This is a genomic window from Dyella acidisoli, assembly GCF_030160295.1.
Taxonomy (GTDB): Bacteria; Pseudomonadota; Gammaproteobacteria; order Xanthomonadales; family Rhodanobacteraceae; genus Dyella_B; species Dyella_B acidisoli.
The window spans coordinates 81,710-102,710 of record NZ_BSOB01000037.1; the positions used below are offsets into that span (position 1 = coordinate 81,710).

23 protein-coding genes are annotated in these 21,001 nt (G+C 60.9%); 8 read left to right on the forward strand and 15 right to left on the reverse strand.

What is annotated here, in order from left to right:
- The first annotated feature begins 101 nt into the window (after positions 1-101).
- Positions 102-986 (forward strand): PhzF family phenazine biosynthesis protein, encoded by an 885-nt coding sequence (locus QQJ86_RS16050; protein ID WP_284321973.1) that lies wholly within the window; start codon positions 102-104, stop codon positions 984-986.
- A complete protein-coding gene (locus QQJ86_RS16055) occupies positions 982-1,443 on the forward strand; it encodes a YaiI/YqxD family protein (RefSeq protein ID WP_423372973.1) in 462 nt (153 codons plus the stop codon). The genes QQJ86_RS16050 and QQJ86_RS16055 overlap by 5 nt, the downstream gene beginning before the upstream one ends.
- On the opposite strand, the gene QQJ86_RS16060 is transcribed toward QQJ86_RS16055, so the two are convergent.
- Together QQJ86_RS16060 and QQJ86_RS16065 are read right to left on the reverse strand one after the other, a co-directional pair.
- Complete coding sequence (locus tag QQJ86_RS16060; protein WP_284321975.1) at positions 1,440-2,339, reverse strand: NAD(P)-dependent oxidoreductase; 900 nt, start codon at positions 2,337-2,339, stop codon at positions 1,440-1,442. The two genes, QQJ86_RS16055 and QQJ86_RS16060, sit on opposite strands and share 4 nt — an antisense overlap.
- Positions 2,340-2,400: 61 nt before the next feature.
- A complete protein-coding gene (locus QQJ86_RS16065; RefSeq protein WP_284321976.1) occupies positions 2,401-3,579 on the reverse strand; it encodes a BaiN/RdsA family NAD(P)/FAD-dependent oxidoreductase in 1,179 nt (392 codons plus the stop codon).
- Positions 3,580-3,673: 94 nt separating this feature from the next.
- On the opposite strand from QQJ86_RS16065, the gene QQJ86_RS16070 reads away from it, so the two are divergent.
- Positions 3,674-4,156 (forward strand): YajQ family cyclic di-GMP-binding protein, encoded by a 483-nt coding sequence (locus QQJ86_RS16070; RefSeq protein WP_284321977.1) that lies wholly within the window; start codon positions 3,674-3,676, stop codon positions 4,154-4,156.
- A 159-nt stretch (positions 4,157-4,315) separates the two neighbouring features.
- On the opposite strand, the gene QQJ86_RS16075 is transcribed toward QQJ86_RS16070, so the two are convergent.
- From QQJ86_RS16075 to QQJ86_RS16085, 3 genes are all read right to left on the reverse strand, one after another.
- Positions 4,316-5,038 carry a DUF1345 domain-containing protein gene (locus QQJ86_RS16075; RefSeq protein ID WP_284321978.1) on the reverse strand — a complete coding sequence of 241 codons (723 nt, stop codon included), beginning with the start codon at positions 5,036-5,038 and terminating at the stop codon, positions 4,316-4,318.
- Positions 5,035-5,310 (reverse strand): GNAT family N-acetyltransferase, encoded by a 276-nt coding sequence (locus tag QQJ86_RS16080; protein ID WP_284321979.1) that lies wholly within the window; start codon positions 5,308-5,310, stop codon positions 5,035-5,037. The genes QQJ86_RS16075 and QQJ86_RS16080 overlap by 4 nt, the downstream gene beginning before the upstream one ends.
- Positions 5,311-5,385: 75 nt before the next feature.
- Positions 5,386-6,462 carry a 3-deoxy-7-phosphoheptulonate synthase gene (locus QQJ86_RS16085; protein ID WP_284321980.1) on the reverse strand — a complete coding sequence of 359 codons (1,077 nt, stop codon included), beginning with the start codon at positions 6,460-6,462 and terminating at the stop codon, positions 5,386-5,388.
- A 281-nt stretch (positions 6,463-6,743) separates the two neighbouring features.
- Here QQJ86_RS16085 and QQJ86_RS16090 point away from each other — a divergent pair, with 281 nt between their 5' ends.
- Positions 6,744-7,172, forward strand: a complete 429-nt coding sequence (locus QQJ86_RS16090) for an FKBP-type peptidyl-prolyl cis-trans isomerase (protein WP_284321981.1) — start codon at positions 6,744-6,746, stop codon at positions 7,170-7,172.
- A 70-nt stretch (positions 7,173-7,242) separates the two neighbouring features.
- A complete protein-coding gene (locus QQJ86_RS16095; protein ID WP_284321982.1) occupies positions 7,243-7,956 on the forward strand; it encodes an SH3 domain-containing protein in 714 nt (237 codons plus the stop codon).
- A 160-nt stretch (positions 7,957-8,116) separates the two neighbouring features.
- Here the strand turns inward: QQJ86_RS16095 and QQJ86_RS16100 are convergent, their stop codons facing one another.
- On the reverse strand, positions 8,117-9,673 hold the full coding sequence (locus QQJ86_RS16100) for a protein adenylyltransferase SelO (RefSeq protein ID WP_284322000.1): 1,557 nt from the start codon (positions 9,671-9,673) through the stop codon (positions 8,117-8,119).
- 156 nt (positions 9,674-9,829) lie between these two features.
- Here QQJ86_RS16100 and QQJ86_RS16105 point away from each other — a divergent pair, with 156 nt between their 5' ends.
- Positions 9,830-10,033, forward strand: a complete 204-nt coding sequence (locus QQJ86_RS16105) for a hypothetical protein (RefSeq protein ID WP_284321983.1) — start codon at positions 9,830-9,832, stop codon at positions 10,031-10,033.
- Between the two features lie 18 nt (positions 10,034-10,051).
- On the opposite strand, the gene QQJ86_RS16110 is transcribed toward QQJ86_RS16105, so the two are convergent.
- The 5 genes from QQJ86_RS16110 to QQJ86_RS16130 all read right to left on the reverse strand — a co-directional run bounded on the left by QQJ86_RS16110 (position 10,052) and on the right by QQJ86_RS16130 (position 15,084).
- Positions 10,052-10,762, reverse strand: a complete 711-nt coding sequence (locus tag QQJ86_RS16110; RefSeq protein WP_284321984.1) for a pseudouridine synthase — start codon at positions 10,760-10,762, stop codon at positions 10,052-10,054.
- The gene (locus QQJ86_RS16115) at positions 10,759-11,829 is read right to left on the reverse strand and encodes a class I SAM-dependent methyltransferase (RefSeq protein WP_284321985.1); all 1,071 of its coding nucleotides are present in this window, start codon (positions 11,827-11,829) and stop codon (positions 10,759-10,761) included. The genes QQJ86_RS16110 and QQJ86_RS16115 overlap by 4 nt, the downstream gene beginning before the upstream one ends.
- 237 nt (positions 11,830-12,066) lie before the next feature.
- Positions 12,067-14,064: an OPT family oligopeptide transporter gene (locus QQJ86_RS16120; protein WP_284321986.1), complete on the reverse strand. Its 1,998-nt coding sequence runs from the start codon at positions 14,062-14,064 to the stop codon at positions 12,067-12,069.
- Positions 14,065-14,202: 138 nt separating this feature from the next.
- Positions 14,203-14,727, reverse strand: a complete 525-nt coding sequence (locus tag QQJ86_RS16125; RefSeq protein WP_284321987.1) for a hypothetical protein — start codon at positions 14,725-14,727, stop codon at positions 14,203-14,205.
- A gap of 105 nt (positions 14,728-14,832) precedes the next feature.
- Positions 14,833-15,084: an oxidoreductase-like domain-containing protein gene (locus QQJ86_RS16130; protein WP_345782822.1), complete on the reverse strand. Its 252-nt coding sequence runs from the start codon at positions 15,082-15,084 to the stop codon at positions 14,833-14,835.
- 75 nt (positions 15,085-15,159) lie between these two features.
- Here QQJ86_RS16130 and QQJ86_RS16135 point away from each other — a divergent pair, with 75 nt between their 5' ends.
- A complete protein-coding gene (locus QQJ86_RS16135; RefSeq protein ID WP_284321988.1) occupies positions 15,160-16,287 on the forward strand; it encodes a glycoside hydrolase family 18 protein in 1,128 nt (375 codons plus the stop codon).
- Positions 16,288-16,437: 150 nt separating this feature from the next.
- Here the strand turns inward: QQJ86_RS16135 and QQJ86_RS16140 are convergent, their stop codons facing one another.
- From QQJ86_RS16140 to QQJ86_RS16150, 3 genes are all read right to left on the reverse strand, one after another.
- Entirely contained in the window at positions 16,438-17,223 is a 786-nt protein-coding gene (locus tag QQJ86_RS16140; RefSeq protein ID WP_284321989.1) for a class I SAM-dependent methyltransferase, read from the reverse strand.
- Between the two features lie 88 nt (positions 17,224-17,311).
- The gene (gene thpR / locus QQJ86_RS16145) at positions 17,312-17,914 is read right to left on the reverse strand and encodes an RNA 2',3'-cyclic phosphodiesterase (RefSeq protein ID WP_284321990.1); all 603 of its coding nucleotides are present in this window, start codon (positions 17,912-17,914) and stop codon (positions 17,312-17,314) included.
- A gap of 85 nt (positions 17,915-17,999) precedes the next feature.
- Complete coding sequence (locus QQJ86_RS16150) at positions 18,000-18,500, reverse strand: DinB family protein (RefSeq protein WP_284321991.1); 501 nt, start codon at positions 18,498-18,500, stop codon at positions 18,000-18,002.
- 288 nt (positions 18,501-18,788) lie between these two features.
- On the opposite strand from QQJ86_RS16150, the gene QQJ86_RS16155 reads away from it, so the two are divergent.
- Positions 18,789-20,015, forward strand: coding sequence for a YXWGXW repeat-containing protein (locus tag QQJ86_RS16155; protein WP_284321992.1), 1,227 nt, complete (start codon positions 18,789-18,791; stop codon positions 20,013-20,015).
- Positions 20,016-20,082: 67 nt separating this feature from the next.
- Here QQJ86_RS16155 and QQJ86_RS16160 read toward each other — a convergent pair whose 3' ends face one another.
- Positions 20,083-20,925, reverse strand: a complete 843-nt coding sequence (locus QQJ86_RS16160) for a DUF3014 domain-containing protein (protein WP_284321993.1) — start codon at positions 20,923-20,925, stop codon at positions 20,083-20,085.
- Positions 20,926-21,001 lie beyond the last annotated feature (76 nt).

Consider the following 21,001-nt stretch of genomic DNA (forward strand, 5'->3'; position numbering starts at 1 on the left):
ACCATGACAGGATTGGGAATCCGCCCATCTTGACGTTCACGCGCCAAGTTGTCGACGGCTACAATGCCCAACCGCTTCCCAATTCATGCTCCACCCGACGTATGAAACCCATCCGCTACATGCACTTGGACGTCTTCGCCGCCAGCCCCAGCGGCGGCAATCACCTGGGTGTGGTCACCGATGCCAGCGGATGGAGCGACGCCGACATGCAGCGCTATGCGCGCTGGACCGATCTGGTGGAAACCACGTTCCTGCTGCCGCCGGCCGATCCCAAGGCCAGCTATCGCGTGCGCATTTTTACGCCGCAAAAGGAAATCGCTTTTGCCGGCCATCCCAGCGTGGGGAGCGCCCATGCCATACTCGAATGCGGGCTGGCCGAACCGAAAGACGGCCTACTGTGGCAGGAATGTGGCGCTGGCATATTGCCGATCCGCGTGGAAGGCAGTGGTGCGCAACGCATACTGATGCTGCAATCGCCCGAGGCGCGCGTGGTGAAAACCGGCCTGCACGCGCATCCGCTACTGGCGCCTACGCTCGACGGCATCGAACTTGGCAAGCTGCCACCTGCGCTAGTGGATGGCGGTCGCCGCTGGTGGTTGGCCGAGTGCAAGGACGAAGCCAGCCTGCGCGCATGGCAGCCCGACCACAGTGCTATCGGCGCACTCGCCGTCGCCAGCGGCAGCATGGGCTTGTGCGCATTCGCGCGCAGCAGCCATCCCGACTATCAACTAGTAGTGCGCGCGTTCCCTTCCGGCGTGGGCATCGTTGAAGATCCCGCTTCCGGCGCCGCGAATGGCCTGATCGCTGCGTACCTTACGCACGCGGAACCCAACGGCCCACTGGCGCGCGGTTATTCCGTAAGCCAGGGCCGCGAAATGGGACACGATGCGCTGCTGATTGCGCACATCGTCGACGGCATGATCTGGATCGGCGGACGCACAAACACCGTGATCGATGGAACGCTGCATTGGAACGGACGTGATTAAGGCAGCACGCATCTGGGTGGACGCCGACGCGTGCCCAGTAGCGATCAAGGAGATCCTGTTTCGCGCCGCACAGCGCGCGCAGGTGCAGGTTACGCTGGTGGCGAACCACGCGTTACGAACGCCACCTTCGCCTTACATCCGAAGCATCCAGGTAGCCGGCGGCTTCGATGTGGCGGACAACGAAATCGCCGGCCAGGTTGAACCCGGTGACTTGGTGGTAACGCAAGATATCCCGCTGGCCGCTGCCGTCATCGGGAAAGGCGCGTTGGCAATGCATCCCCGCGGCGAGCTTTATACGCCCGACACCATCCAGCAGCGCTTGACCATGCGCAACTTCATGGAAGAGCTGCGCAGTGCGGGCGTCGATACGGGTGGTCCGGCCGCGTTGCATCCGCGCGATAAACAGGCCTTTGCCAACCAGCTCGACCGCTGGCTGGCGCAACAGCCCAAGCGTTAATCGCGCCTATCCGAATCGCGCTGCCCCAGATTCGCTCGTCGCGCAGCAACCCTCGCCAAGGCAGCCAGATCCATCCCTTCCGCGCCATCCGCCAACGCTTCGATCAAGCTGTCTCGCAACACGCCTGCCAATGGCATCGGCACCTGCTCCGCGTGTGCGGCGTCCTGCGCCAGCATCACGTCCTTCAAGCCTAACGGCAAGGCAAAGCCAGGCGGCGTGAAGCGCTCTTCCGCCATCGCCTTGCCATAGCCTTGATACACCGGTGAGGCGAACAGCGTGCTGGTCATCAGCTCGATGAAATCCGCCGCGCTTACGCCATAGGCGCGCGCCAGCACGGAGGCCTCGGCCAGGCTTTCGATCGCAGAGACAATCATGAAATTGCCGGCGAGCTTTACCACGTTGGCGCGCTCGGGAGTTTCTCCCATCGGCCAGAGCCGGGCCGCCATGGTTTCGAGCAAGGGCCGGGCTTTTTCGATGGCGTTTGGTGCGCCTGCAACCAACATATTGAGCTTGCCCGCAGCGGCCACGTCTGGACGGCCGAACACCGGTGCCGCCACATAGCCCAGTCCGCGCTTGGTGTGTTCTTCAGCCAGTTGTCGCGCGAGTGCGACAGAGATCGTGGCATGGTTGACGTGCACCGTGCCGGGGTCCATCGCATCGAGAAGACCACTATCGAGAAATACACTGCGCACTGCCTGATCGTTCGCCAGCATGCTGTGCAGCACCTCGCCCTGCGCGGCGCGATCAGGCGTGCTTGCCACACTGGCGCCAAGTGAGGCGAGCTTCTCCGTGACCGCTTCCGAACGATTCCAGACCAGTACGTGATGCCCGGCGGCAACCAGATTGCTGGCCATGGCCACACCCATCGCACCAAGCCCGATAAAACCGACTTTCATGGAGAATCTCCCATTGCGAACGCTAAGTGGAGCACGATCGATGTTCAGCGGAAGCGAAGCGTCACGCCGCTTCGCCGGCCGCGCGGCCCGATGCCCACGCCCACTGAAAGTTGTAGCCGCCCAACCAACCAGTCACATCGACCACTTCACCAATGAAATACAGACCGGGAACATGCTTCGATTGCATGGTGCTGGAGGAAAGACCATCCGTATCCACGCCGCCCAGTGTAACTTCCGCCGTGCGGTAACCTTCCGTGCCGCTGGCAACTATTGGCCAATCGTGCAATCGCGCGCTTGCATCGTGCAATTCCGCATCACGGTACTGGCGCATCGGCTTGCTACCCAACCATAGCTCGCACATGCGTTGCGCCAGTCGGCGCGGCAACAGATCGCCAAGCACGTTGCGCAGCTCTGCCGCTGGTCGCGCCGCGCGCTGGGCAATCAACCAGTCGCTGATGTTCTGCTCCGGCGAGAGGTCGATACGCAGCTCGTCACCGGGTTGCCAGTACGACGAAATCTGCAGAATCGACGGCCCACTGATGCCGCGATGCGTGAACAGCAAACCGGCACGAAAACGACGCTTGCCCACGCGTGTTTCTGCCACCGGCAGGGCAACACCGGCTAGATCCTGATAGTGCTCCAGGTGCTTGCCACTCAAGGTCAGCGGCACCAGGCCGGCACGCGTCGGCAACACGTTGTGCCCGAACTGCCGCGCCAACTCATAACCGAAACCTGTGGCACCCATGCTGGGTATGGAAAGGCCGCCGCTGGCAACCACCAGCGATTCGGCATGCACCTCGCCTTTCGCCGTCAACACCGTGAAGCCCTCTTCCGTTTTGCGTACGCGTTCCACCGCGCAACTGGTTTCGATACGAACGCTAGCCGCCGCGCATTCGTCCAGCAGCATGCGCACGATCAGCTTGGAGGATTCGTCGCAGAACAGTTGCCCTAGCTCTTTCTCGTGATAAGCGATGCGATGCTTTTCCACCAGCGCAATGAAATCGGCCGGCTTATAGCGCGCCAAAGCCGATTTGCAGAAATGCGGATTGGCCGAAAGGTATTGCGCGGGCGTCACGCCCAGATTGGTGAAATTGCAGCGCCCGCCACCGGACATCAGGATCTTCTTGCCCGGCTTGTTGGCGTGATCGAGCACCAGCACGTGCCGCCCCCGCTGCCCGGCCGTAATGGCGCACATCAACCCCGCAGCGCCGGCGCCGATCACCAGGACATCCACTTTCACGCCGTCACCACCCTTCTCGCCAACACAGACATCTGCCCATTATCCAATACCCGCATGCCTTAAACTTAGCCTCTGCCTATTCAAGGACCCTGCCATGCCCTCCTTCGACGTGATCTCCGAAGTCGACAAGCACGAACTCACCAACGGCGTCGACCAAGCCAATCGCGAGCTGTCCAACCGCTTCGATTTCAAAGGTTCCGATGCGAAGTTCGAGCTGGACAAGTCCGTAATCACGCAAAGTGCGCCCAGCGAATTCCAGTTGCAGCAAATGCTGGACATCCTGCGTGGCCGCCTTGCGGCGCGGAAGATCGATCTGCGCGCACTGGACATTGCCGATCCTGAGGTGAACCTGGGTGGCGCTCGTCAGAAGATCACCGTAAAGCAAGGCATCGAGCAGCCGATTGCCAAGAAGCTGATCGCCACACTGAAGGAAGCCAAGTTGAAGGTGGAAGCGCAGATCAACGGTGACAAGCTGCGCGTGACTGGCAAGAAGAAGGATGACTTGCAGTTGGCGATGGCCGTGTTGCGGAAGGCGGATGTGGAGCTGCCGTTGCAGTTCGACAACTTCCGCGATTGACCAACACTCCCTCCCCTGCTTGCAGGGTTGGGGGGGTTGTAAGAGCTTGCCGCACAGATTGAATTTACTGCGAGGTTGCTTTACCCCACCCCACCTCCTCCGGCTTGCCGGAGGAGAAGAGAAGATATGCCACCTGCTACACGTAGGGGAGGGAGCAAATCAGGCGAGCCCCGCTGCAATGTTCACGCTGATCGCGATAATGAACACGTTGAAGAAAAACGCCACCACACTGTGAAACAACACAGTGCGGCGCAAAGTGTGGCTGGTGATCTGCACGTCCGACACCTGAAAGCACATGCCGATCACGAAGGCGAAATACACGAAGTCCCAGTAATCCGGTTGCTGAGAGCCGGGAAATTGCAGACCCTCGTGCTGCTTGCCGAAGTCGCCGTAATAGCCATGCGCATAATGCAGCGCGTACATCGTATTCATGAACAACCACGACAACACGATGCTGGCCGCCGCCATGCCCATGGCCTGAAGCCCGCCGCTCTTGGCAGCATGCATCTCGGTAAACAGGGCTGCCATCACTACCACTGACACGGTCACAGCCACCCACAACGTAGTGCGGCGACCGGTGTCCTGACAACGTGCCTGCCGTGCCATGTGTGCAGCGTTTGCACGGGTAAACATGCGTGCCAGCAGGCTGAGAAAAAGCAACGCGCCGCAATCGAAACCAAGCAATAACGCGGAAGCGAGGCGCACACCAGCCATGCTCAGCACCACGCATGCCACCACGAATACGACGCTCGACACCATCAGCAGAGGTCGCGCGCGCACGAAACGCAATGGCGCCCAAAGCCGCCGTCGCGCACGCGTGGCGGGTTTTCCAACCGACGATGTGCTTAGGCGTTGCTCATCAGGCGGTTCAGCTGCACTCATGCGCGCATATCCGCAAACTCGGGATGACGTTCCATCCACACCTGCGCATAGCTGCAGGCCGGCACAACTTTCCAACCTTCACGGCGTGCCGTTTCCAGTGCCATGCGCACCAGTTCGCCAGCAATGCCGCGTCCACCCACTTCCGAAGGCACGCCTGTGTGATTGATGCTCATCACTTTGTCGTGCAGCGTGTAGTCGAGTTCGCAAACAAACCCATCCACGATGACTTCGAAGCGGTTCGCTGCGACGAGGTGACGAATACCCAAGGCCATGATGTCGTTCCGCGGAGGTCGAAGTGCAAAGCATAGACCGCCCTCGCTATTCCGTCGAAGCCGAAATGACGAACGCTACGCCGCCACCTGCTCTGCCACCCGCTCGCGACGCACGCGCACGGCCTTTGCCAAGCGCTCGAGCGCATCGACGGTAGTGTCCCAGCCAATGCAGCCGTCGGTGATGCTCTGTCCGTAGGTGAGTTCGCATCCAGGCACTAGATCCTGACGTCCGGCCACCAAGTGGCTTTCCACCATCACACCGTGGATGCGCGTCTCGCCGGCCTCAAGCTGCGTGGCAATGTCGGCGACCACGCGCGGCTGGTTCTCCGGCTGCTTCGCGCTGTTGGCGTGGCTGGCGTCGATCATCAGGCGTTCGGCAAGCCCGGCCTTGGCGAGCACGCTGCACGCGCTGGAGACGCTCGCAGCATCGTAGTTCGGCAATTTGCCGCCGCGCAGGATCACATGGCAATCCTCATTACCAGCAGTGGAGGCGATGGCGGTGCGACCATGCTTGGTCACCGCCATGAAATGATGCGGACGGGCTGCGGCGAGCACGGCGTCTACAGCGATCTTTACGTTACCGTCGGTGCCGTTTTTGAAACCCACCGGGCAGGACAAGCCGGAAGCGAGTTCGCGATGCGATTGACTTTCCGTGGTGCGCGCACCGATCGCGCCCCAGGCAACCAGGTCGGCGATGTATTGCGGCGTGATCAGATCGAGGAATTCGCAGCCCGCTGGCAGACCCAGCGCATTGATGTCGCACAACAGGCTGCGCGCAAGATGCAGGCCTTTGTCGATGTGATAGCTCTCGTCAAGATCAGGATCGTTGATCAAACCCTTCCAGCCTACGGTGGTGCGCGGCTTTTCGAAATACACGCGCATCACGATCTCCAACGTATCCGCATGCTTCTCGCGCTCGGCCAGCAGGCGCCTGGCGTAATCCATCGCGGCGAGGGGATCGTGAATCGAACAAGGGCCAATCACTACGGCGAGACGATCGTCCTCGCCATGCAGGATTTTGTGCAGGGCATGGCGCGAAGCGGCAACAGTGGCGATGGCTTCTTCGCTGGCCGGACAATCCCGCATCACGTCGGCGGGGGTAGGAACTTCCTTGATTTCGCGAATGCGAAGGTCGTCGGTACGGCTGGTCATGGCTAAGAGTCCTTAGATTCGTTGCCCGGCGACCTAATGAAAAAGCCGCCAGGGTGGCTGGCGGCTTTTTCGAGAAAGTGGGTGATCTTTGTTAGTTACGATCGCGCACCATGCTCCGCCGCCGGCTTCGGATAGCCATACCAAAAGTAATAGCGGGCGGTGGTGAGGATCATGGAGTCAAGTGATACCACATCGCGGCCTTCGTGCAAATGAGAGAAAGGACTATGACGTTCCGCTTCCATGCGCTACTGTCCCGCCGCCGCAAACTTCCGGAGCTTTTCATGCCGCGCCCATTCACTCTTCTGGCCGTTGCCCTGCTCGCCTTGGGCGCCCTCGGCCCCCAACCGGCCCGGGCCGATGATGTGACCTCCATGGCGATCAAGGATGTGGTGGTGGGCACCGGGAATACCGCACGCGATGATTCGGAGGTGCGCATCAACTACACCGGCTGGCTGTACGACGCCAAAGCGCCCGACCATCACGGCGCGAAGATCGACAGCTCCTACGACAGCGGTCGTCCGCTCAGCTTTCTCGTCGGCTCGAACGAGGTGGTTGAAGGCATGGATAGTGGCGTGAGAGGCATGAAGGTGGGCGGCAAGCGCACCATCGTCATTCCCTCGCGCATGGGCTACGGCCGGCGCGGCTCGCCGCCCGACGTGCCGCCGAACAGCGGCCTGGTGTTCGACATTGAACTGCTGGAAGTGCACTAACAGGCAAACAGCGGCATGATGGCCGGCAGAACGTCAGTACGTCCCCCTTTTCACGCTGGAGGATTGACCGATGAAACGCCTGCTGTACTCGCTCGCGACCGCCCTGTTGTTGCTGGTTCCTGCGTCGGCCTTCGCGGCGCAGGGCTACACCACCGCCACCGTCAACCTGCTGGCGGGGCCAGATCCGCAGTATCCGTTGATCTACACCCTCGATGTCGGTACGCCCGTCGATGTGCAAGGTTGCACCGAAGGTTGGCAATGGTGCGACGTGATCGCTGGCGGCAGCCGAGGCTGGATTGCCGGCCCCTACATCGAATACCTGTACAACAACCAGCCGGTGATCGTCACCGACTACGGTGTACGTATCGGCATTCCAATCGTGACCTTCGCGATTGATGCGTACTGGGGCCGCTACTACGTCAACCGTCCGTTCTATCGCGACCGTATGCGCTGGTATGGGCGGCCCATTCCGATTCGGCCGTTCCCCGGGCCGCGGCCTCCGGTCAGGCCTTGGCCGGGACAGCGGCCAACGCCTGGCCCTGGTTATCGGCCACGGCCACCCTCGCCTGGTCCTGGTAACGGCAACCGTCCTCAGCCTGGCGGTGGCAACAGGCCGCAGCCCGGTAACGGCAATCGTCCCCAGCCTGGCGATGGCAACAGACCGCAACCCGGCGGCGGTAATCGCCCGCAGCCGGGAAATGGTGGCCCGCCTGGTCAAAACACCAAGCCGGCGCCGCGGCCGAATCCGCAGCAGCAAGGGAATAACGGCAATAACAGCGGTTGAGTACCTTGCTGTCACTCCCTCTCCCCTCGGGAGAGGGGGCGCGGGTGAGGGTTCGGACGAAGCGCGATGCTAACTTCTCGCGCAAGTCACAATCATCACGCGCTGATCGCACCCTCACCCCAACCCCTCTCCTAAAGGGAGAGGGGCTAGATCGCGCAAATCAGGAGCTACACGAAAGCATCGAGCATCCCGCGCGATGCTTCGCCCACTCCGGCCGCTTTTGCGCGAACTGCTCGCGACCGGGTTGTTCGTCGTACGGATGACGCAGCACGTCGAGCAAGGTATGGATGCCTTTGTAGTCACCTTCCGTCGCACAATCGATGGCTTCCTGCGCAAGGTAATTGCGCAGCACGTAGCACGGATTGGCCGCATGCATGCATTGCAGTCGCTGCTCCGGCGACCATGCATCTTCGCGTACGCGCGCAGCGTAATCATCCAGCCAACGCAGAAAGTCTGCTTCTGCAGCATCGCGCTTTGCATCGTCGTAGAACGCATGGCGCAACGACTCCAACTGCGGCGCATGCGGATCGATGCGGCTGAGCGCGCGAAAGAATAACGTCATGTCCACTTCCGCCTGCTGCATCAGTTGCTGCAAGGTTTCCATCCGCGTGACGTCATCGTCGCGGCATTGGGAAAACCCGAACTTGGCGGCGATGTCTCGACGCGTCTGTGCCGTGTATTCGGCTACGTAGCGATCAAGCCCGGCTTGCAGAGGCGCGACGTCATCGAACAATGGCGCAATGGCGGCAGCAAGCCGACTGAGATTCCACCACGCGACGTTCGGTTGCTGGCCGAACCGATAGCGTCGACTCATCGCATCGGTGGTGTTGGGCGTCCAATCCGGATCGAAATCGTCCACCCACCCATACGGTCCGTAGTCGATGGTGAGTCCGAGGATCGACATGTTGTCGGTGTTCATCACACCGTGCACAAAGCCCACACGCATCCAGTGAGCGATCATCGTGGCTGTGCGTGCGCAGATTTCGGCAAACCACTCGGCGTAGCGGTTTTCATCGCTGCCATGGAGGTGTGGAAAATCGCGGCGTATCGTGAAATTCACCAACTGCCGCAGCAGTTCCATGTCGCCGCGTGAGGCCGGCAGTTCAAAATGGCCGAATCGGATGAACGACGGCGCGACACGGCACACAATTGCACCAGGCTCGTCCTGCGGATGACCGTCGTAGAACATGTCGCGCTCTACCGTTTCACCGGTAACCACCAGGCTCAACGCACGCGTGGTGGGCACGCCCAGATGGTGCATCGCTTCACTGCACAGGAATTCACGGATCGACGAACGCAGTACCGCGCGTCCGTCTGCTCCGCGCGAATACGGCGTGGTGCCGGCGCCCTTCAGCTGCAGCTCCCAACGCTTGCCCTGCTCCGTTAGCACTTCCCCCAATGAAATGGCGCGCCCATCACCGAGCTGCCCGGCCCACGTACCGAACTGATGTCCACCGTAATTGGACGCCCAGGGCTGCATGCCTGCTAGCACACCGTTGCCGCCGAACACTTGCGCGAAGAACGGGTTGGCGATATCGGTTTCGCTTAGACCCAGCTCAGCTGCCATTTCGCGCGACCAAGCCACGACGTGCGGTGACGATACCGGACTGGGATCCACCCTCGAGTACGCACCACTCACTTGCCGAGGCCCGCGACCGTGATCTGGATCACCCGGCAAGTCACGAATGAAAGCGTTATCGAACTGGAGATTCATCAGCGTCATGCGAGGGCTATTCGGACAAGGAAAGTTTGATGCAAGGCAGCAAATTTGTGCGTCAAAGCACGGTCTTCACGCCATCTATACATCCGTGGTTAAAGCTTGGTACAGTTTGCTCGCGCGCTACACAGGGGTAGCCGTTGGAGTAAACAAACTATGCACATGCTTCTCGCTCGTTCCGCCATTGTGCGCGGAATGCAGCTGGTAGCAGGGATGCTCGCAGTAACCAAGCAGGACACACAACAACACGCGGTAAGCGACGCACTGGCCGAGTTCAAGTTGGTGTCTTGGACGTCCAGCGCACATTCCCGTCGTGAAGACGAACTGGCACGTTTTCGCCAGACGCACGCCGAACCTTGATATCGATACGCCGGCCGCTCATGCAACGGCCGGCTCGAAGATTCGCGCAATCTCTTCCGCACTCAGCTGGCGCCATTCCCCTGGTTGCAAACCTGTCAGCTGCAGTTGCCCGATCGCCACGCGCTCCAAGGTTTCCACATGATTGCCGGTAGCGGCAAACATCCGGCGCACTTGGTGATAGCGCCCTTCGGTAATCGATAGACGCACGTGTCGAGGTGTAAGCACGTCCAGCTTCGCTGGCAGCAGTGGTGTGGTCTCTGACTCCAGCATCAATGTGCCGCTGGCGAACAACGCCTGCTCATCGCCGCGCAGATCCTGTGCCAGCGTGGCCTCATACACCTTGGTGACGCTCGCACGCGGCGAAATGATCCGATGCAGCAACGCGCCGTCGTCAGTAATCAGCAGCAAGCCCGATGTATCGCGGTCAAGCCGGCCTACCGTCGACAAGGCGGGATCGCGTTGGCGATAGCGCAGCGGCAGCAAGTCGTACACCACGCGACCCGGATCTTTGCGCGAACACGTTACGTTCAACGGCTTGTTCATCATCAAGATGATGCCCGCCGGCGGGTCGAGCGATTCACCATCGATGCGGATCTGCGCGTGATCGACCTTGTCATCCGCGTACAACACGTCGCCTTCGGGATCAGTGATGCGCCCTTCGCGAAACATCCATGCAACGTCTTTGCGGCTGCCATAGCCCAGATTTGCGATCAGCCTGACCAACCTCATGCACGCACACCTCTTGCTTCGATCACTTTGAAACCTTCCTGCATTATCAGCGTACGCACCTGTTCGAAGTGCGTAGCCAACGTGGCCTCGTACGGTAGATGACGATTAGCTACCAGCAAGAGACGCCCCTGCGGTACCAGCGCATGCGCTGCCTGTGCGATGAATGCGCGGCCAAGCTCGGGCAAATCCGCCCTGCCCTGGTGGAATGGCGGATTGCATACGACTGCGTCATAGCGCTGTGCCACGCCTGTCGTGACATCGTGCCATTGGATACCAAACGCAAGCTCACGCTGGTGTTCGCGCATGGCCCGTTCGATGTTGAGCCGCGCCACCTCTAACGCGCGTGCTTCGGCTTCGTACAGATCGAGCGCGGTGACTTTAGGGCAACGCGCGATGATCTGCGTGGCGAGATAGCCATAACCTGCACCGAAGTCGGCGACCCGGCCACGCAAATCGTCCGGCAAATGCGCAGCAAGCAGCGCGGACGCGGCGTCTACGCGATCCCACGCGAACAAGCCAGGGCGACTCATGTAGCCGGCTACGTTCGTTCGCGGTTGATCCAGTGCAAGCCACGTTTCGAGTAAAGCCTGGTCGCGGGAAGACGTATCGGAACGTCCCCAGAACACACGGCACTTGTGCTTGGAAAGATGGCTTACGGTTCCTAACAAAGCAGCGAGATCCGTCTGGGCGGATTTGGCGCCTTCCGCATTCGGCACACATGCCGCCACAACACCGCCGCCCTCGGCATGATGTGCCGCCTTGGCGAACCATGCGCGTGCTTCGTCGCGCTGCCGCGGTGGCAACAGCAGCACCAGCTTGAAGCGCGCTTCGGCGGCGGGCTCGCCTACCTTGAAACCATCGCGCGTCAATGCTTCGGCGAAGGGCTTGAAACTTTGCTCGTACAACCAACCCGACCGCGCGACTTCACGCAGGCGATAACTGTTGCGCGCACGCAGGAACAGCACGCTACCTTCGGCGGGTAAGTGCAGCAGGCCATCCGCGAAAGGTAGAAAAAGCGCGTCGAGCACCGCTTCGGGCGTGGAGGCGTGGAAGCCGGGCGTGGTCAAACGGAGGTGTCCAGTGGAAACGGAGCGCGTATTTTAATGCGCGTGCTGCAAAAGGCGTTGCCGTGCCGGCTTGTCTCGACTGAGTAGGTCCCCTCTTCCCTCCGGGGAGAGGGTTAGGGTGAGGGGACACTCTTGCGTCGAGGCAAACCTTCGAGAGAGCCACGCGATGTTGAAGTGCGCCGCGAGGTTGACCCCTCACCCCAGCCCTCTCCCCGAAAGGGAGAGGGAGCAAACAAGTCAGCTATTCCGCCCGAGCCGCGCAATCCAGCGATACATCGCAAACGTCACGGCCACAAAGGCAATCGTGCCGATCCACACCGATGCATTCTCAAAACTGTCGCCCACCAACGCCAGCGGCGCAGGCTTGCCGGAGAACACCACGATGGCGGCCACTAGCACGCCGATGATGCTTTCGCCCACAATCAGGCCGGAAGCCAACAACACGCCGAGCTGCTTGGTGGCTTCTGCCTTCGGCGTGCGATCCGCGCGCTTGTCGAAGTACCAGCCGACAATGGCACCGACGACGATCATCAAGGTGGTGGAGGTTGGCAGGTACATCCCCAGGCCCACCGCAAGCGGCGGCAAGCGCGCGGATTTTGTGGTGCCTGCGAGAATCGCATCCAACACAATAAGGCCCACGCCGATGGCTGCACCGATGCCGATCAGGCTCCAGTCGATGTTGTTCTGGATCACGCCCTGCGCCAATGCGGAGATCAAACCGGCCTGCGGTGCGGGCAACGCATGCGCGGGGTCCACGCCCGGCGCGCCAAGGAAGCCATAAGCCTTGTTGAGCAGATCGAGCACAGGCGGGATCACGATCGCACCAGCGATCACACCGACCACCAGCGCCGCCTGCTGACGCCACGGCGTGGCGTTCACCAATTGGCCGGTCTTGAGATCCTGCAGATTGTTGTTGGCGATCGCTGCAACGGCGAACACCACCGAAGTGATGAACAACGCGAAAGCCACCAGCGCTTTGCCTGAATCGGCTGGCAGGTCGGACTTCACGCCGGCTACCAGCAGCAGCGCGGCAATGATCACCACCAGGATGCCGATACCGGACAGCGGACTGTTGGACGAACCGATCAGGCCCGCCATATAGCCGCACACTGTTGACACCAGGAAGCTCAGGATCAGCACGAACAGCACGCCGCCGATCACCAGCAACGAGGTGTGCGAAGCCAAGCCGCTGACCACGCTGAAGTGTCCCAGCAGATAGGCGACCGGGACCATGCACAGCAGTACGATCAAGCCGACGATGCCAATCGGCATGTCCCGCTCAGTCAGCGGTAGCGTGTCGCCCTTGCCCGCCTTGCGCACGCGCGAGGCGGCCATTGCCGACGTGAGACCACTGACCACCGGCTTGACCAGTTTGAGCAGAGTCCAGATCGCCGCCACGCCGATGGTGCCTGCGCCGACAAAGCGCACGTATTTGCTCCAAATACCTTGCGCGACGTCCGCAACGTCGCCCGCGGCCGGATGCAGCAAGCTGAAATGCGGTACCGCCCAACCCCAACTGATGATGGCGCCGAACAACATGGCAACGCCCACCCACAAACCCACCAGGTGCCCCACCGCGAACAGCGCAAACGAGAGCGAGAAGTCGTAACCGCTGGCCGCGCCACGGTCGCCGATGCGGAAGTACTGCGCAAGATCGGAGGCGAACAGCTTGGTCTGTATCACGACGTAGAACACCGCCGAGACGATCGAGCCGACGACCACCGCCTTGAGGCCCGCAGTGCCGCCTTCTACCGCGGCGGAATCAGACGCTTCCACCGCTTCGCCCGAGCCCACCTTCAGCACTTCGGCACACGCCACGCCTTCCGGGTACGGCAAGTCGGAATCGGTGACCAGCGCGCGGCGCAGCGGGATGGTGTACATCACGCCGAGAATGCCGCCCGCGGCGCAGATACCGAACGACACCCAGAACGGGAAACCGGTCCACCAGCCGACGATGATCAGGCCCGGCAGCACAAAGATGATCGAGGAGAGCGTGCCCGCCGCCGAAGCGACCGTCTGCACGATGTTGTTTTCCTGGATCGTCGCGTTCTTCATCGCGCGCAGGATCGCCATCGAGATCACCGCCGCCGGGATCGACGTGGCGAAAGTCAGGCCGGCCTTCAGGCCGAAGAACACATTGGCCGCCGTGAACAACAGCGTGATCACGATACCGATGATCAGACCGCGCACGGTGAGTTCGGCGCGCTCCGCACCGGGTCCAGGTACTGCATTCACGGGTGGTCTCCCCAAACTGTCCAGCTAACAAGATAGCGTGGATCGCCGGATTGATGTTGCCGCACTGCAGTGCGCTGCGCCCTCTCCTATCGGAAGAAGGGCATGCTCTACGCTTCGATGCTTACCGGCATCCGCCGATCAACGCGCGACCTTGCGAATATCCCCACGCATCTGTTCGGCAATTCCGCCAGCACCATCGGTCAACAACTTTGGCAAGGCTTCCGCATAAGCCTGATCACCCACGCCACCCGCCACTGACGTGGACACCTGCGTCTTGTAGTCGTGGGTGGCTTCGAAGCCGTGCGCCCAGATCGCGCAATGCAGGCCAAGATCCATGGAAACATTGCCGGGCGACTTTTCCTGATCGACACGCAGGCTCGTGGTCAACGAACTACAGGTCACGACCAGATCCTGCTCGTAGCTGGAGGTGAGCTGCGCACCCAGCTGCGACTGCATCGCCTTGGCCAGCTCCGGCGAAGGCTCCAGCGTGAGCTTGTGATCGAGACCACGCACGTCAAGTTTGTCCGCACCGCCCGTCACCGTGAGCCACGGCGCCGTGCCTGGCTGGACCAGCGCGCCTAGCGACGCCGGCGCATGGACGTTTTCACCACCACAAGCAGCCAGCAGCGCGGCAACCGCGCCGGTCAATAGAAAGCGTTTCATGTCATACCCCCTTGTCCCGATCTGACGAATTTAATGCACCGCAGCAACTGCATCAATGGTTGCTGTCGTAACGGTGCAACATTCGATCGTGCTCTGAGAGCCTGTCTACGGTCTCTGCGACGAAGGAGGAGTGACCGAAGCCGGATCCACACCCGGATGACGCTCGCGCCAAGCCGCCAGCGCTTCGCGATAGTGCTGCCGCGCTTCCTCGTAGAGATCGAAGATGCAGGGATCGCAACCGTTGCCACAGCAATCGCCGGGATCGGGCTCCACCGGCGGACACGGCGGCGGATCGTTGCGTAATTCGTTATCGTTGGGGATTGGCGTGTCGTTCATACGCAAAGACAGGTCGGGCATGTTCAACATGCGGGCCTGCCGTCATCACGTCAAGCGCATCGCCCGTTGTCGACTGATCCACCAAGGAGTGCAGTAATGCGCCACATGTTCTTTCGCCTCACCACCCGATGGGCCGCAGGGCTCGTCGTTTTGCTTGCCGTAACCGGCATGGCCGTAGCCGCCGATACCGCATCGCCTTACCGGATCGTCGGCTACGCGACCGGCTGGGATCCGGCGCAAACCAAGGACGTCGGCAAGATCGACACGTTGATCTTTGCTTTCGCACAGCTGAAAGACGGCCGCGTGGTGGTCGACGACAACCGCGCCAAAACCCTGCAGACGCTGCTTGCGCTCAAATCGGCGAATCCCAAGCTCACGGTGACCGTCTCGGTCGGCGGCTGGAGCGTGGGCGGTTTTTCCGAAGCGGCCAGCACAGCGGCGGGTCGTCAGCAGTTTGCCGACAGTGCCGCGCAAATGCTTTCCACACAACATGCGGATGGGCTCGATGTGGACTGGGAATATCCTGGTCACCACGAATCGGGCATCAAATCCAGCGCTGACGACAAAGCCAACTTCACGCTGCTGCTGAAGACGATCCGTGCCAGCCTCGATCGCGCAGGCCAAAAAGATGGCAAGCATTACGCGCTCAGCGTCGCGATCGCCGATGGTCCGTTCGTCAGCGATATCGATATTCCAGCCATCAATCCGCTGCTGGACTGGTTCAACTTGATGACCTACGACTTCGTCAACAGCAATACGCCCACCACCGGCCACCACACCGGCCTTCATGCCTCGCCGCTGATCAAGGGCGACGGGCGCACCACGGACCGCGCCGTGCAACAGTTCCTCGCTGCCGATGTGCCGGCGCAAAAACTGGTGATCGGTGCTGCACTCTATGGCCGTGAATTCGCCGACGTGCATGCCGATCATGACGGCCTGTATCAAACCTACGGCCATTTCGTGAACATGCTCAACTGGCCCGACCTGAAACAGCACTACATCAACAAGCAAGGCTACGTGCGCCACTGGGATGATGTAGCGAAGGCGCCGTGGCTATGGAATGCGAAGACGCGTCACTTCATTACCTACGACGATCCGCAATCGATCGCCGCGAAGATGGCTTACATCAAGGCCGAACATCTGGGCGGCATCATGTATTGGGAGCAGACGAACGATCCTGCGGATGAATTGCTGGATGCGATGTGGCGTGGTTTGAATAAGTGAGTTTGCTACAAACCCCTCTCCCTTTGGGGGAGGGGTTGGGGTGAGGATACGACCAGGGCGTAATGACGAAAACTTGCGCAGAAATCTGCATGACGCTTCCCCCGAACCCTCACCCCCAGCCCCTCTCCCGAAGGGAGAGGGGAGCAAACCTCAACCCGGCTTGCGGAATCGGTAAATAAATTGATCCGTGTGCCCGCGTATCGACTTGTCGAACACCTTGATCGTGTGCGGATCATTCGGGTTGCGCAGCACGTTGCTTTCGCCCGCAAATACAAAACCGACGGATTCCACCTGCTTCTTCACGATCGCCGGATCGATGCGATGCAGCGTGTCGGTATCGGCCATGCCCGATCCCGCCGGTGCCACGTGGTCGATCACGATGAACAAGCCGCCCGGCTTCAGCGCAGCGAACACCTGCTTGTCGAACGCAACCGGATCGACCTTACCCATGAATTTGTCCGGATAGTCGTGATAGTTCTGGGCGGTGAACACGATATCCACCGGGTCTGTCACGCTTAGTTGCGCCGCAGGCTGCTTGAGCACGCTGACGTTGGAGTAATGCGAATCGGCCGCCAGCTTCTCGAAAGCGGTTTCTTCATCGGCATCTTCCTTGACGTATTCGTCCGGCCACAGCGCATAGACATGGCCCTTGTCGCCGACGATGGAACTGAATACCCGCGTGAAATAACCCGAACCAGGAATCAGCTCCAGCACTTTCTGGCCGGGCTTCACATTGCTGAAAACCATCACGTCGGTGATTTTGCGGCGTGCATCGTTGCTGGCATCCTGCCCTCGAGCCGGATCAGCCACCGCCGCGCGAACGTAAGGCGGCACGTACTGCAAGGCATGCATGTGATTGGTCTGCGGCGTTTGCGCCACCAGGGTCGCCCCTGGAACAGCCAATGCCGCAAGCAGTACGACAGAAATCGAACGCATGACGACCTCCTGACAGGGTTGGGAGAGAGCCTTCGGATTGTGCGCTCACGACCCTGATGCCGCCTAGCTGACTTGTGGCCCATGCCCCTTACGGGATGCCGGCGAGTTTCCAGCTTCCAAGGATCTGATAGCTGCCCTTCCCCACCACGTTGTGGATCAGCACGAACCGATCCACCTGCCAGACGATCGGCGTCACCGGCGTTACCTCAGGCAGTTCATGTCGCGCGTAGGCCAAGGTCACATGCGGCGTGTACTGGCGCTCAGCGCGCAGTTTCAAACCGGCCTGGACAAGCGACGCATGCAGATCGCGCCATAGCGCCAGCAGCAGCTCGGGGACATGTGTACCGCGCAACACGCATGGTGGTTCGCGACCACGGAAACTGGCGGCGTAATCCAGCGCCCAGGCAAAAGGTGCCGCGTGCAGCGTGTCAGCCGCCGCCATCGCCTTCTCCATTACCTCATCAGGCACGGCGGCGTAGTCGCCCAGAAAGTTCAAGGTGGCGTGAAAGCGTTCCGGCTTCACCCATCGCGCGCGTAGCTTCGGATGCTGCTGTTGCACCGTCGCGGCGGCATGGTTGATATCGTGGCGCGTGGCAGCATCCGGCATCAGCGCGAAGAACAGGCGATGCGTTTCACGTGCGGCAGGCTGACCAAAGAGCTGAGCCTGCGCAGGAGACTCAGTGGTACTCATGCGGAAAAGCGTAGCGCATTCATTGCCGGGCGACACGCGATGACTGAAGACAGCACGCGATCAAGATCGCGACGCGTACAGTCGCTCAAGCACTGTCGCGCAGAAACACCGGCAGATCGGTGGTCGGCGGCGGCACAGACAGGCCGTACATCATCATCGCCACATGCCCACGGTGATAGGTGGCATGGTTCACCACGTGCAGCAGGATCTCGCCACGCCGCTGCTCGCCTTCACCGCCGCCGATGAAAGTGAAACGAACTGTTTCGTCACAAGCTTGCTCGTCGAGCGATCCTGCGTAGCGTACATACCACTCGTTGATCTCGGCCTGCGCCGAACGCAGGGCATCGAATCCCAGACAGTCGTCTGGATTACGCGAGGTGAGGCCATGCGGCACGCCTTCCAGATGCGCCTTCCACACATAGTCCATGCAATACACATGGTGCAGCGTGCGCAGCAGGTTGCCGAAAACGATGGGCTGCGGTGCGCTCAATGCGTGCTCGGGTATGGTAGCTAGCGACTGGTAAAGCAGCTGATCCGCCCATGCGCGGTAACGCGTGAGCATGTGAAGATGGAGAGATTGCGACATGCGATGTCCTTGGTTTTCCAGCGTAAAACGGGGCTTGCTGCTTACCGCAAATTTGCCGCGTTCACGCCGCCGTTCGTCCCGCGGCATCTTAATTGAACGCTAACGTTCGTTGTTCACGTTCGATTAGGAAAGCTTCAAAGCCATGCAGCACAACACGTTGCGCGATACATGCTGCCAAACGCCGGCACCGGCCGCTGAACAATCGCGAACTTATCACGTTGTGTGACGGCAACGTTGAAGGTTTTCACGCGTTTTCTCTAGTACGGTGCAGACCGAGGAGGACACGTCATGAAAGCCATCGCCCTTACGCAACACGTTTCAACGCGGCGCACTCTGCTCGTTCGCGCGTTGGCAGGCGTACTCGGTGCACTTGCCGCGTTCACCGCTCTGCCGCAGAAAGCGGAGGCCGGCGTGTTCATCGGCGTTGGCGTTTCGGTCGGTGTGCCTCCACCGCCGCTGCCGATTTACGAGCAGCCAATGATTCCAGGCCCAGGCTATATCTGGACACCGGGCTACTGGGCGTGGGATGGCGATGAATATTACTGGGTGCCTGGCACCTGGATTCTGGCGCCGTTCTATGGCGCATTGTGGACGCCGGGCTACTGGGGTTGGGATGGCGCACTCTACGTGTTCCATGCTGGTTACTGGGGTTACCACGTGGGCTTCTACGGCGGCATCAACTATGGTTGCGGATACGGCGGCAGAGGCTATGACGGCGGCTATTGGGGCCATGGCGGCTTCTACTACAACCGCACCGTCAATCACATCAACAACGTCAACGTCACCAACGTCTACAACAAGACGGTAATCAACAACGTCAACGTGAACCGTGTCAGCTACAACGGTGGTCGCGGCGGCGTAGCCGCACGGGCGACACCGCAACAGCTGGCGCTTGCCCACCAGTCCCGCATGGGGCCGATCGCCGCCCAGCAGCAGCAAATGAATCTGGCTCGCCAGAATCCGGCGATGCGCCTGTCCGCCAATCACGGGGATCCGCCGATTGCCGCGACGCAACGTGCTGGCGCGTTCGCAGGAGCCGGAGTAGCGCCGGCAGCGCACAGCGGTGGTTCGTTTACGCCAGCGGCGGCCAACACGCAGCGCTTGAACAACGCGACCATACATGCACCGCAGGCTGCGCAACCGAATAACAGCATGGCGCTGCGTTCGGCAAACTTCGCGCCGCATGCGAATATGCCTGCTACGCCGAATGCGACACACCCGAGTGCGAGCTACAGCAACCTGTATCGTCCTGGCGGCGTGACGGGTGTTGCACCGACCAATCATCCTGCGCAACCGGTAAACGCGCGTCCGATGAATACCTATAGGGCGCCTTCAACGGCTTATCATCCGGCACCCGCACCGGTGTATCGTCCGCAACCGCAATACCAGTACCACGCGCCGCCTGCGCCGCAATATCACGCCTATCGTCCTGCGCCAGCGCCAGCACCACATCCGTCAGGGGGTGGCGCGCCGCGCGGTGGTAACGGTGGCGGACGCGATACGCATCACGGTTGATCAACGCAGTCTGCGTTAACGAAAAGGCCCGCTTTCGCGGGCCTTTTTCTTGCACTCGCCGGTGCACTCAATGACCAACCTGTCCGCCTGCCAGCAACTCGCGGATCATGCGCAGCTTTGCCTTGAACTGCGCTTCGTTTTCGGGGCCGAGACGAAGCATCAGCTTCTGCCCGTTCGATAGCGACTGCAATTGCGGATCGACGAAATGGTAGCGCGCACCCACCTTCGTCACGGCGATGGGATCATGCACGTCCGGCGCGGCAAGCATGTCGTCGATCGCCACGATCAGGCGATCGTTGAAATAACCGCGTGGATAGCCGAGCTCACGATACGCCTCCTGGAACAAGGGATAGCTGCGCTTGTACCAGGCAACCACTGCGTGCAGATCGACCCTGGCGAGCACCGTCATGTAAGGCGAGTAGCGCTCTGCATTGGCCGTGGCGATCACCGTCATGCCGTTGGCCGCTTGCATCTGCATCATCCCTTTGGGTGTGCGCAGCGGAAGGATATTGGTGTTGCCCAAGCCCTGTCTCGGCAACGCATCCACAGTCGCTACCACACGTGAAATGATCTGGCTCGGCACGAGCAGCGAAGTGAGGTCACCGCCAGCCATACCCGTCAATGCTTCGCGCACGCTTTCATCGCTGTCGACCAAAGCTGGCAGCGATGCAGTGGATGCGGGTGCGGGTCCCGCGGCCGCCTGGGCGATAGGATGCTGGATTACTGAGGATGCGCTTGCCGGCACAGGAGCCGGTGCCGTCGAAGCAACGCTTGGCGATGGATTGGCTGGCGACTCGGCGGGATGCATGCCCCGCTGCACCAGATATACGCCCGCTGCCACTACCGCAACCACAACGATAATGGCTGCGATCCAGCCGCCGTACGAAGTCTGCCTGATTCTCCGGTTCACGATGCTGCCCGTTTCGCTCGTTAGGTAGTCATTGTGACAGGCATGCCCGCCGTTTGTTCGAATGCATCGTTAGCGA

Excerpts from the sequence above, each read along its gene's own strand:
- QQJ86_RS16050 (WP_284321973.1), top strand. The coding sequence starts at position 102 with ATGAAACCCATCCGCTACATGCACTTGGACGTCTTCGCCGCCAGCCCC.
- QQJ86_RS16060 (WP_284321975.1), bottom strand. The coding sequence starts at position 2,339 with ATGAAAGTCGGTTTTATCGGGCTTGGTGCGATGGGTGTGGCCATGGCC.
- QQJ86_RS16070 (WP_284321977.1), top strand. The coding sequence starts at position 3,674 with ATGCCCTCCTTCGACGTGATCTCCGAAGTCGACAAGCACGAACTCACC.
- QQJ86_RS16075 (WP_284321978.1), bottom strand. The coding sequence starts at position 5,038 with ATGAGTGCAGCTGAACCGCCTGATGAGCAACGCCTAAGCACATCGTCG.
- QQJ86_RS16080 (WP_284321979.1), bottom strand. The coding sequence starts at position 5,310 with ATGGCCTTGGGTATTCGTCACCTCGTCGCAGCGAACCGCTTCGAAGTC.
- QQJ86_RS16085 (WP_284321980.1), bottom strand. The coding sequence starts at position 6,462 with ATGACCAGCCGTACCGACGACCTTCGCATTCGCGAAATCAAGGAAGTT.
- QQJ86_RS16090 (WP_284321981.1), top strand. The coding sequence starts at position 6,744 with ATGCCGCGCCCATTCACTCTTCTGGCCGTTGCCCTGCTCGCCTTGGGC.
- QQJ86_RS16095 (WP_284321982.1), top strand. The coding sequence starts at position 7,243 with ATGAAACGCCTGCTGTACTCGCTCGCGACCGCCCTGTTGTTGCTGGTT.
- QQJ86_RS16105 (WP_284321983.1), top strand. The coding sequence starts at position 9,830 with ATGCACATGCTTCTCGCTCGTTCCGCCATTGTGCGCGGAATGCAGCTG.
- QQJ86_RS16110 (WP_284321984.1), bottom strand. The coding sequence starts at position 10,762 with ATGAGGTTGGTCAGGCTGATCGCAAATCTGGGCTATGGCAGCCGCAAA.
- QQJ86_RS16125 (WP_284321987.1), bottom strand. The coding sequence starts at position 14,727 with ATGAAACGCTTTCTATTGACCGGCGCGGTTGCCGCGCTGCTGGCTGCT.
- QQJ86_RS16130 (WP_345782822.1), bottom strand. The coding sequence starts at position 15,084 with ATGCCCGACCTGTCTTTGCGTATGAACGACACGCCAATCCCCAACGAT.
- QQJ86_RS16135 (WP_284321988.1), top strand. The coding sequence starts at position 15,160 with ATGCGCCACATGTTCTTTCGCCTCACCACCCGATGGGCCGCAGGGCTC.
- QQJ86_RS16140 (WP_284321989.1), bottom strand. The coding sequence starts at position 17,223 with ATGCGTTCGATTTCTGTCGTACTGCTTGCGGCATTGGCTGTTCCAGGG.
- thpR (WP_284321990.1), bottom strand. The coding sequence starts at position 17,914 with ATGAGTACCACTGAGTCTCCTGCGCAGGCTCAGCTCTTTGGTCAGCCT.
- QQJ86_RS16150 (WP_284321991.1), bottom strand. The coding sequence starts at position 18,500 with ATGTCGCAATCTCTCCATCTTCACATGCTCACGCGTTACCGCGCATGG.
- QQJ86_RS16155 (WP_284321992.1), top strand. The coding sequence starts at position 18,789 with ATGAAAGCCATCGCCCTTACGCAACACGTTTCAACGCGGCGCACTCTG.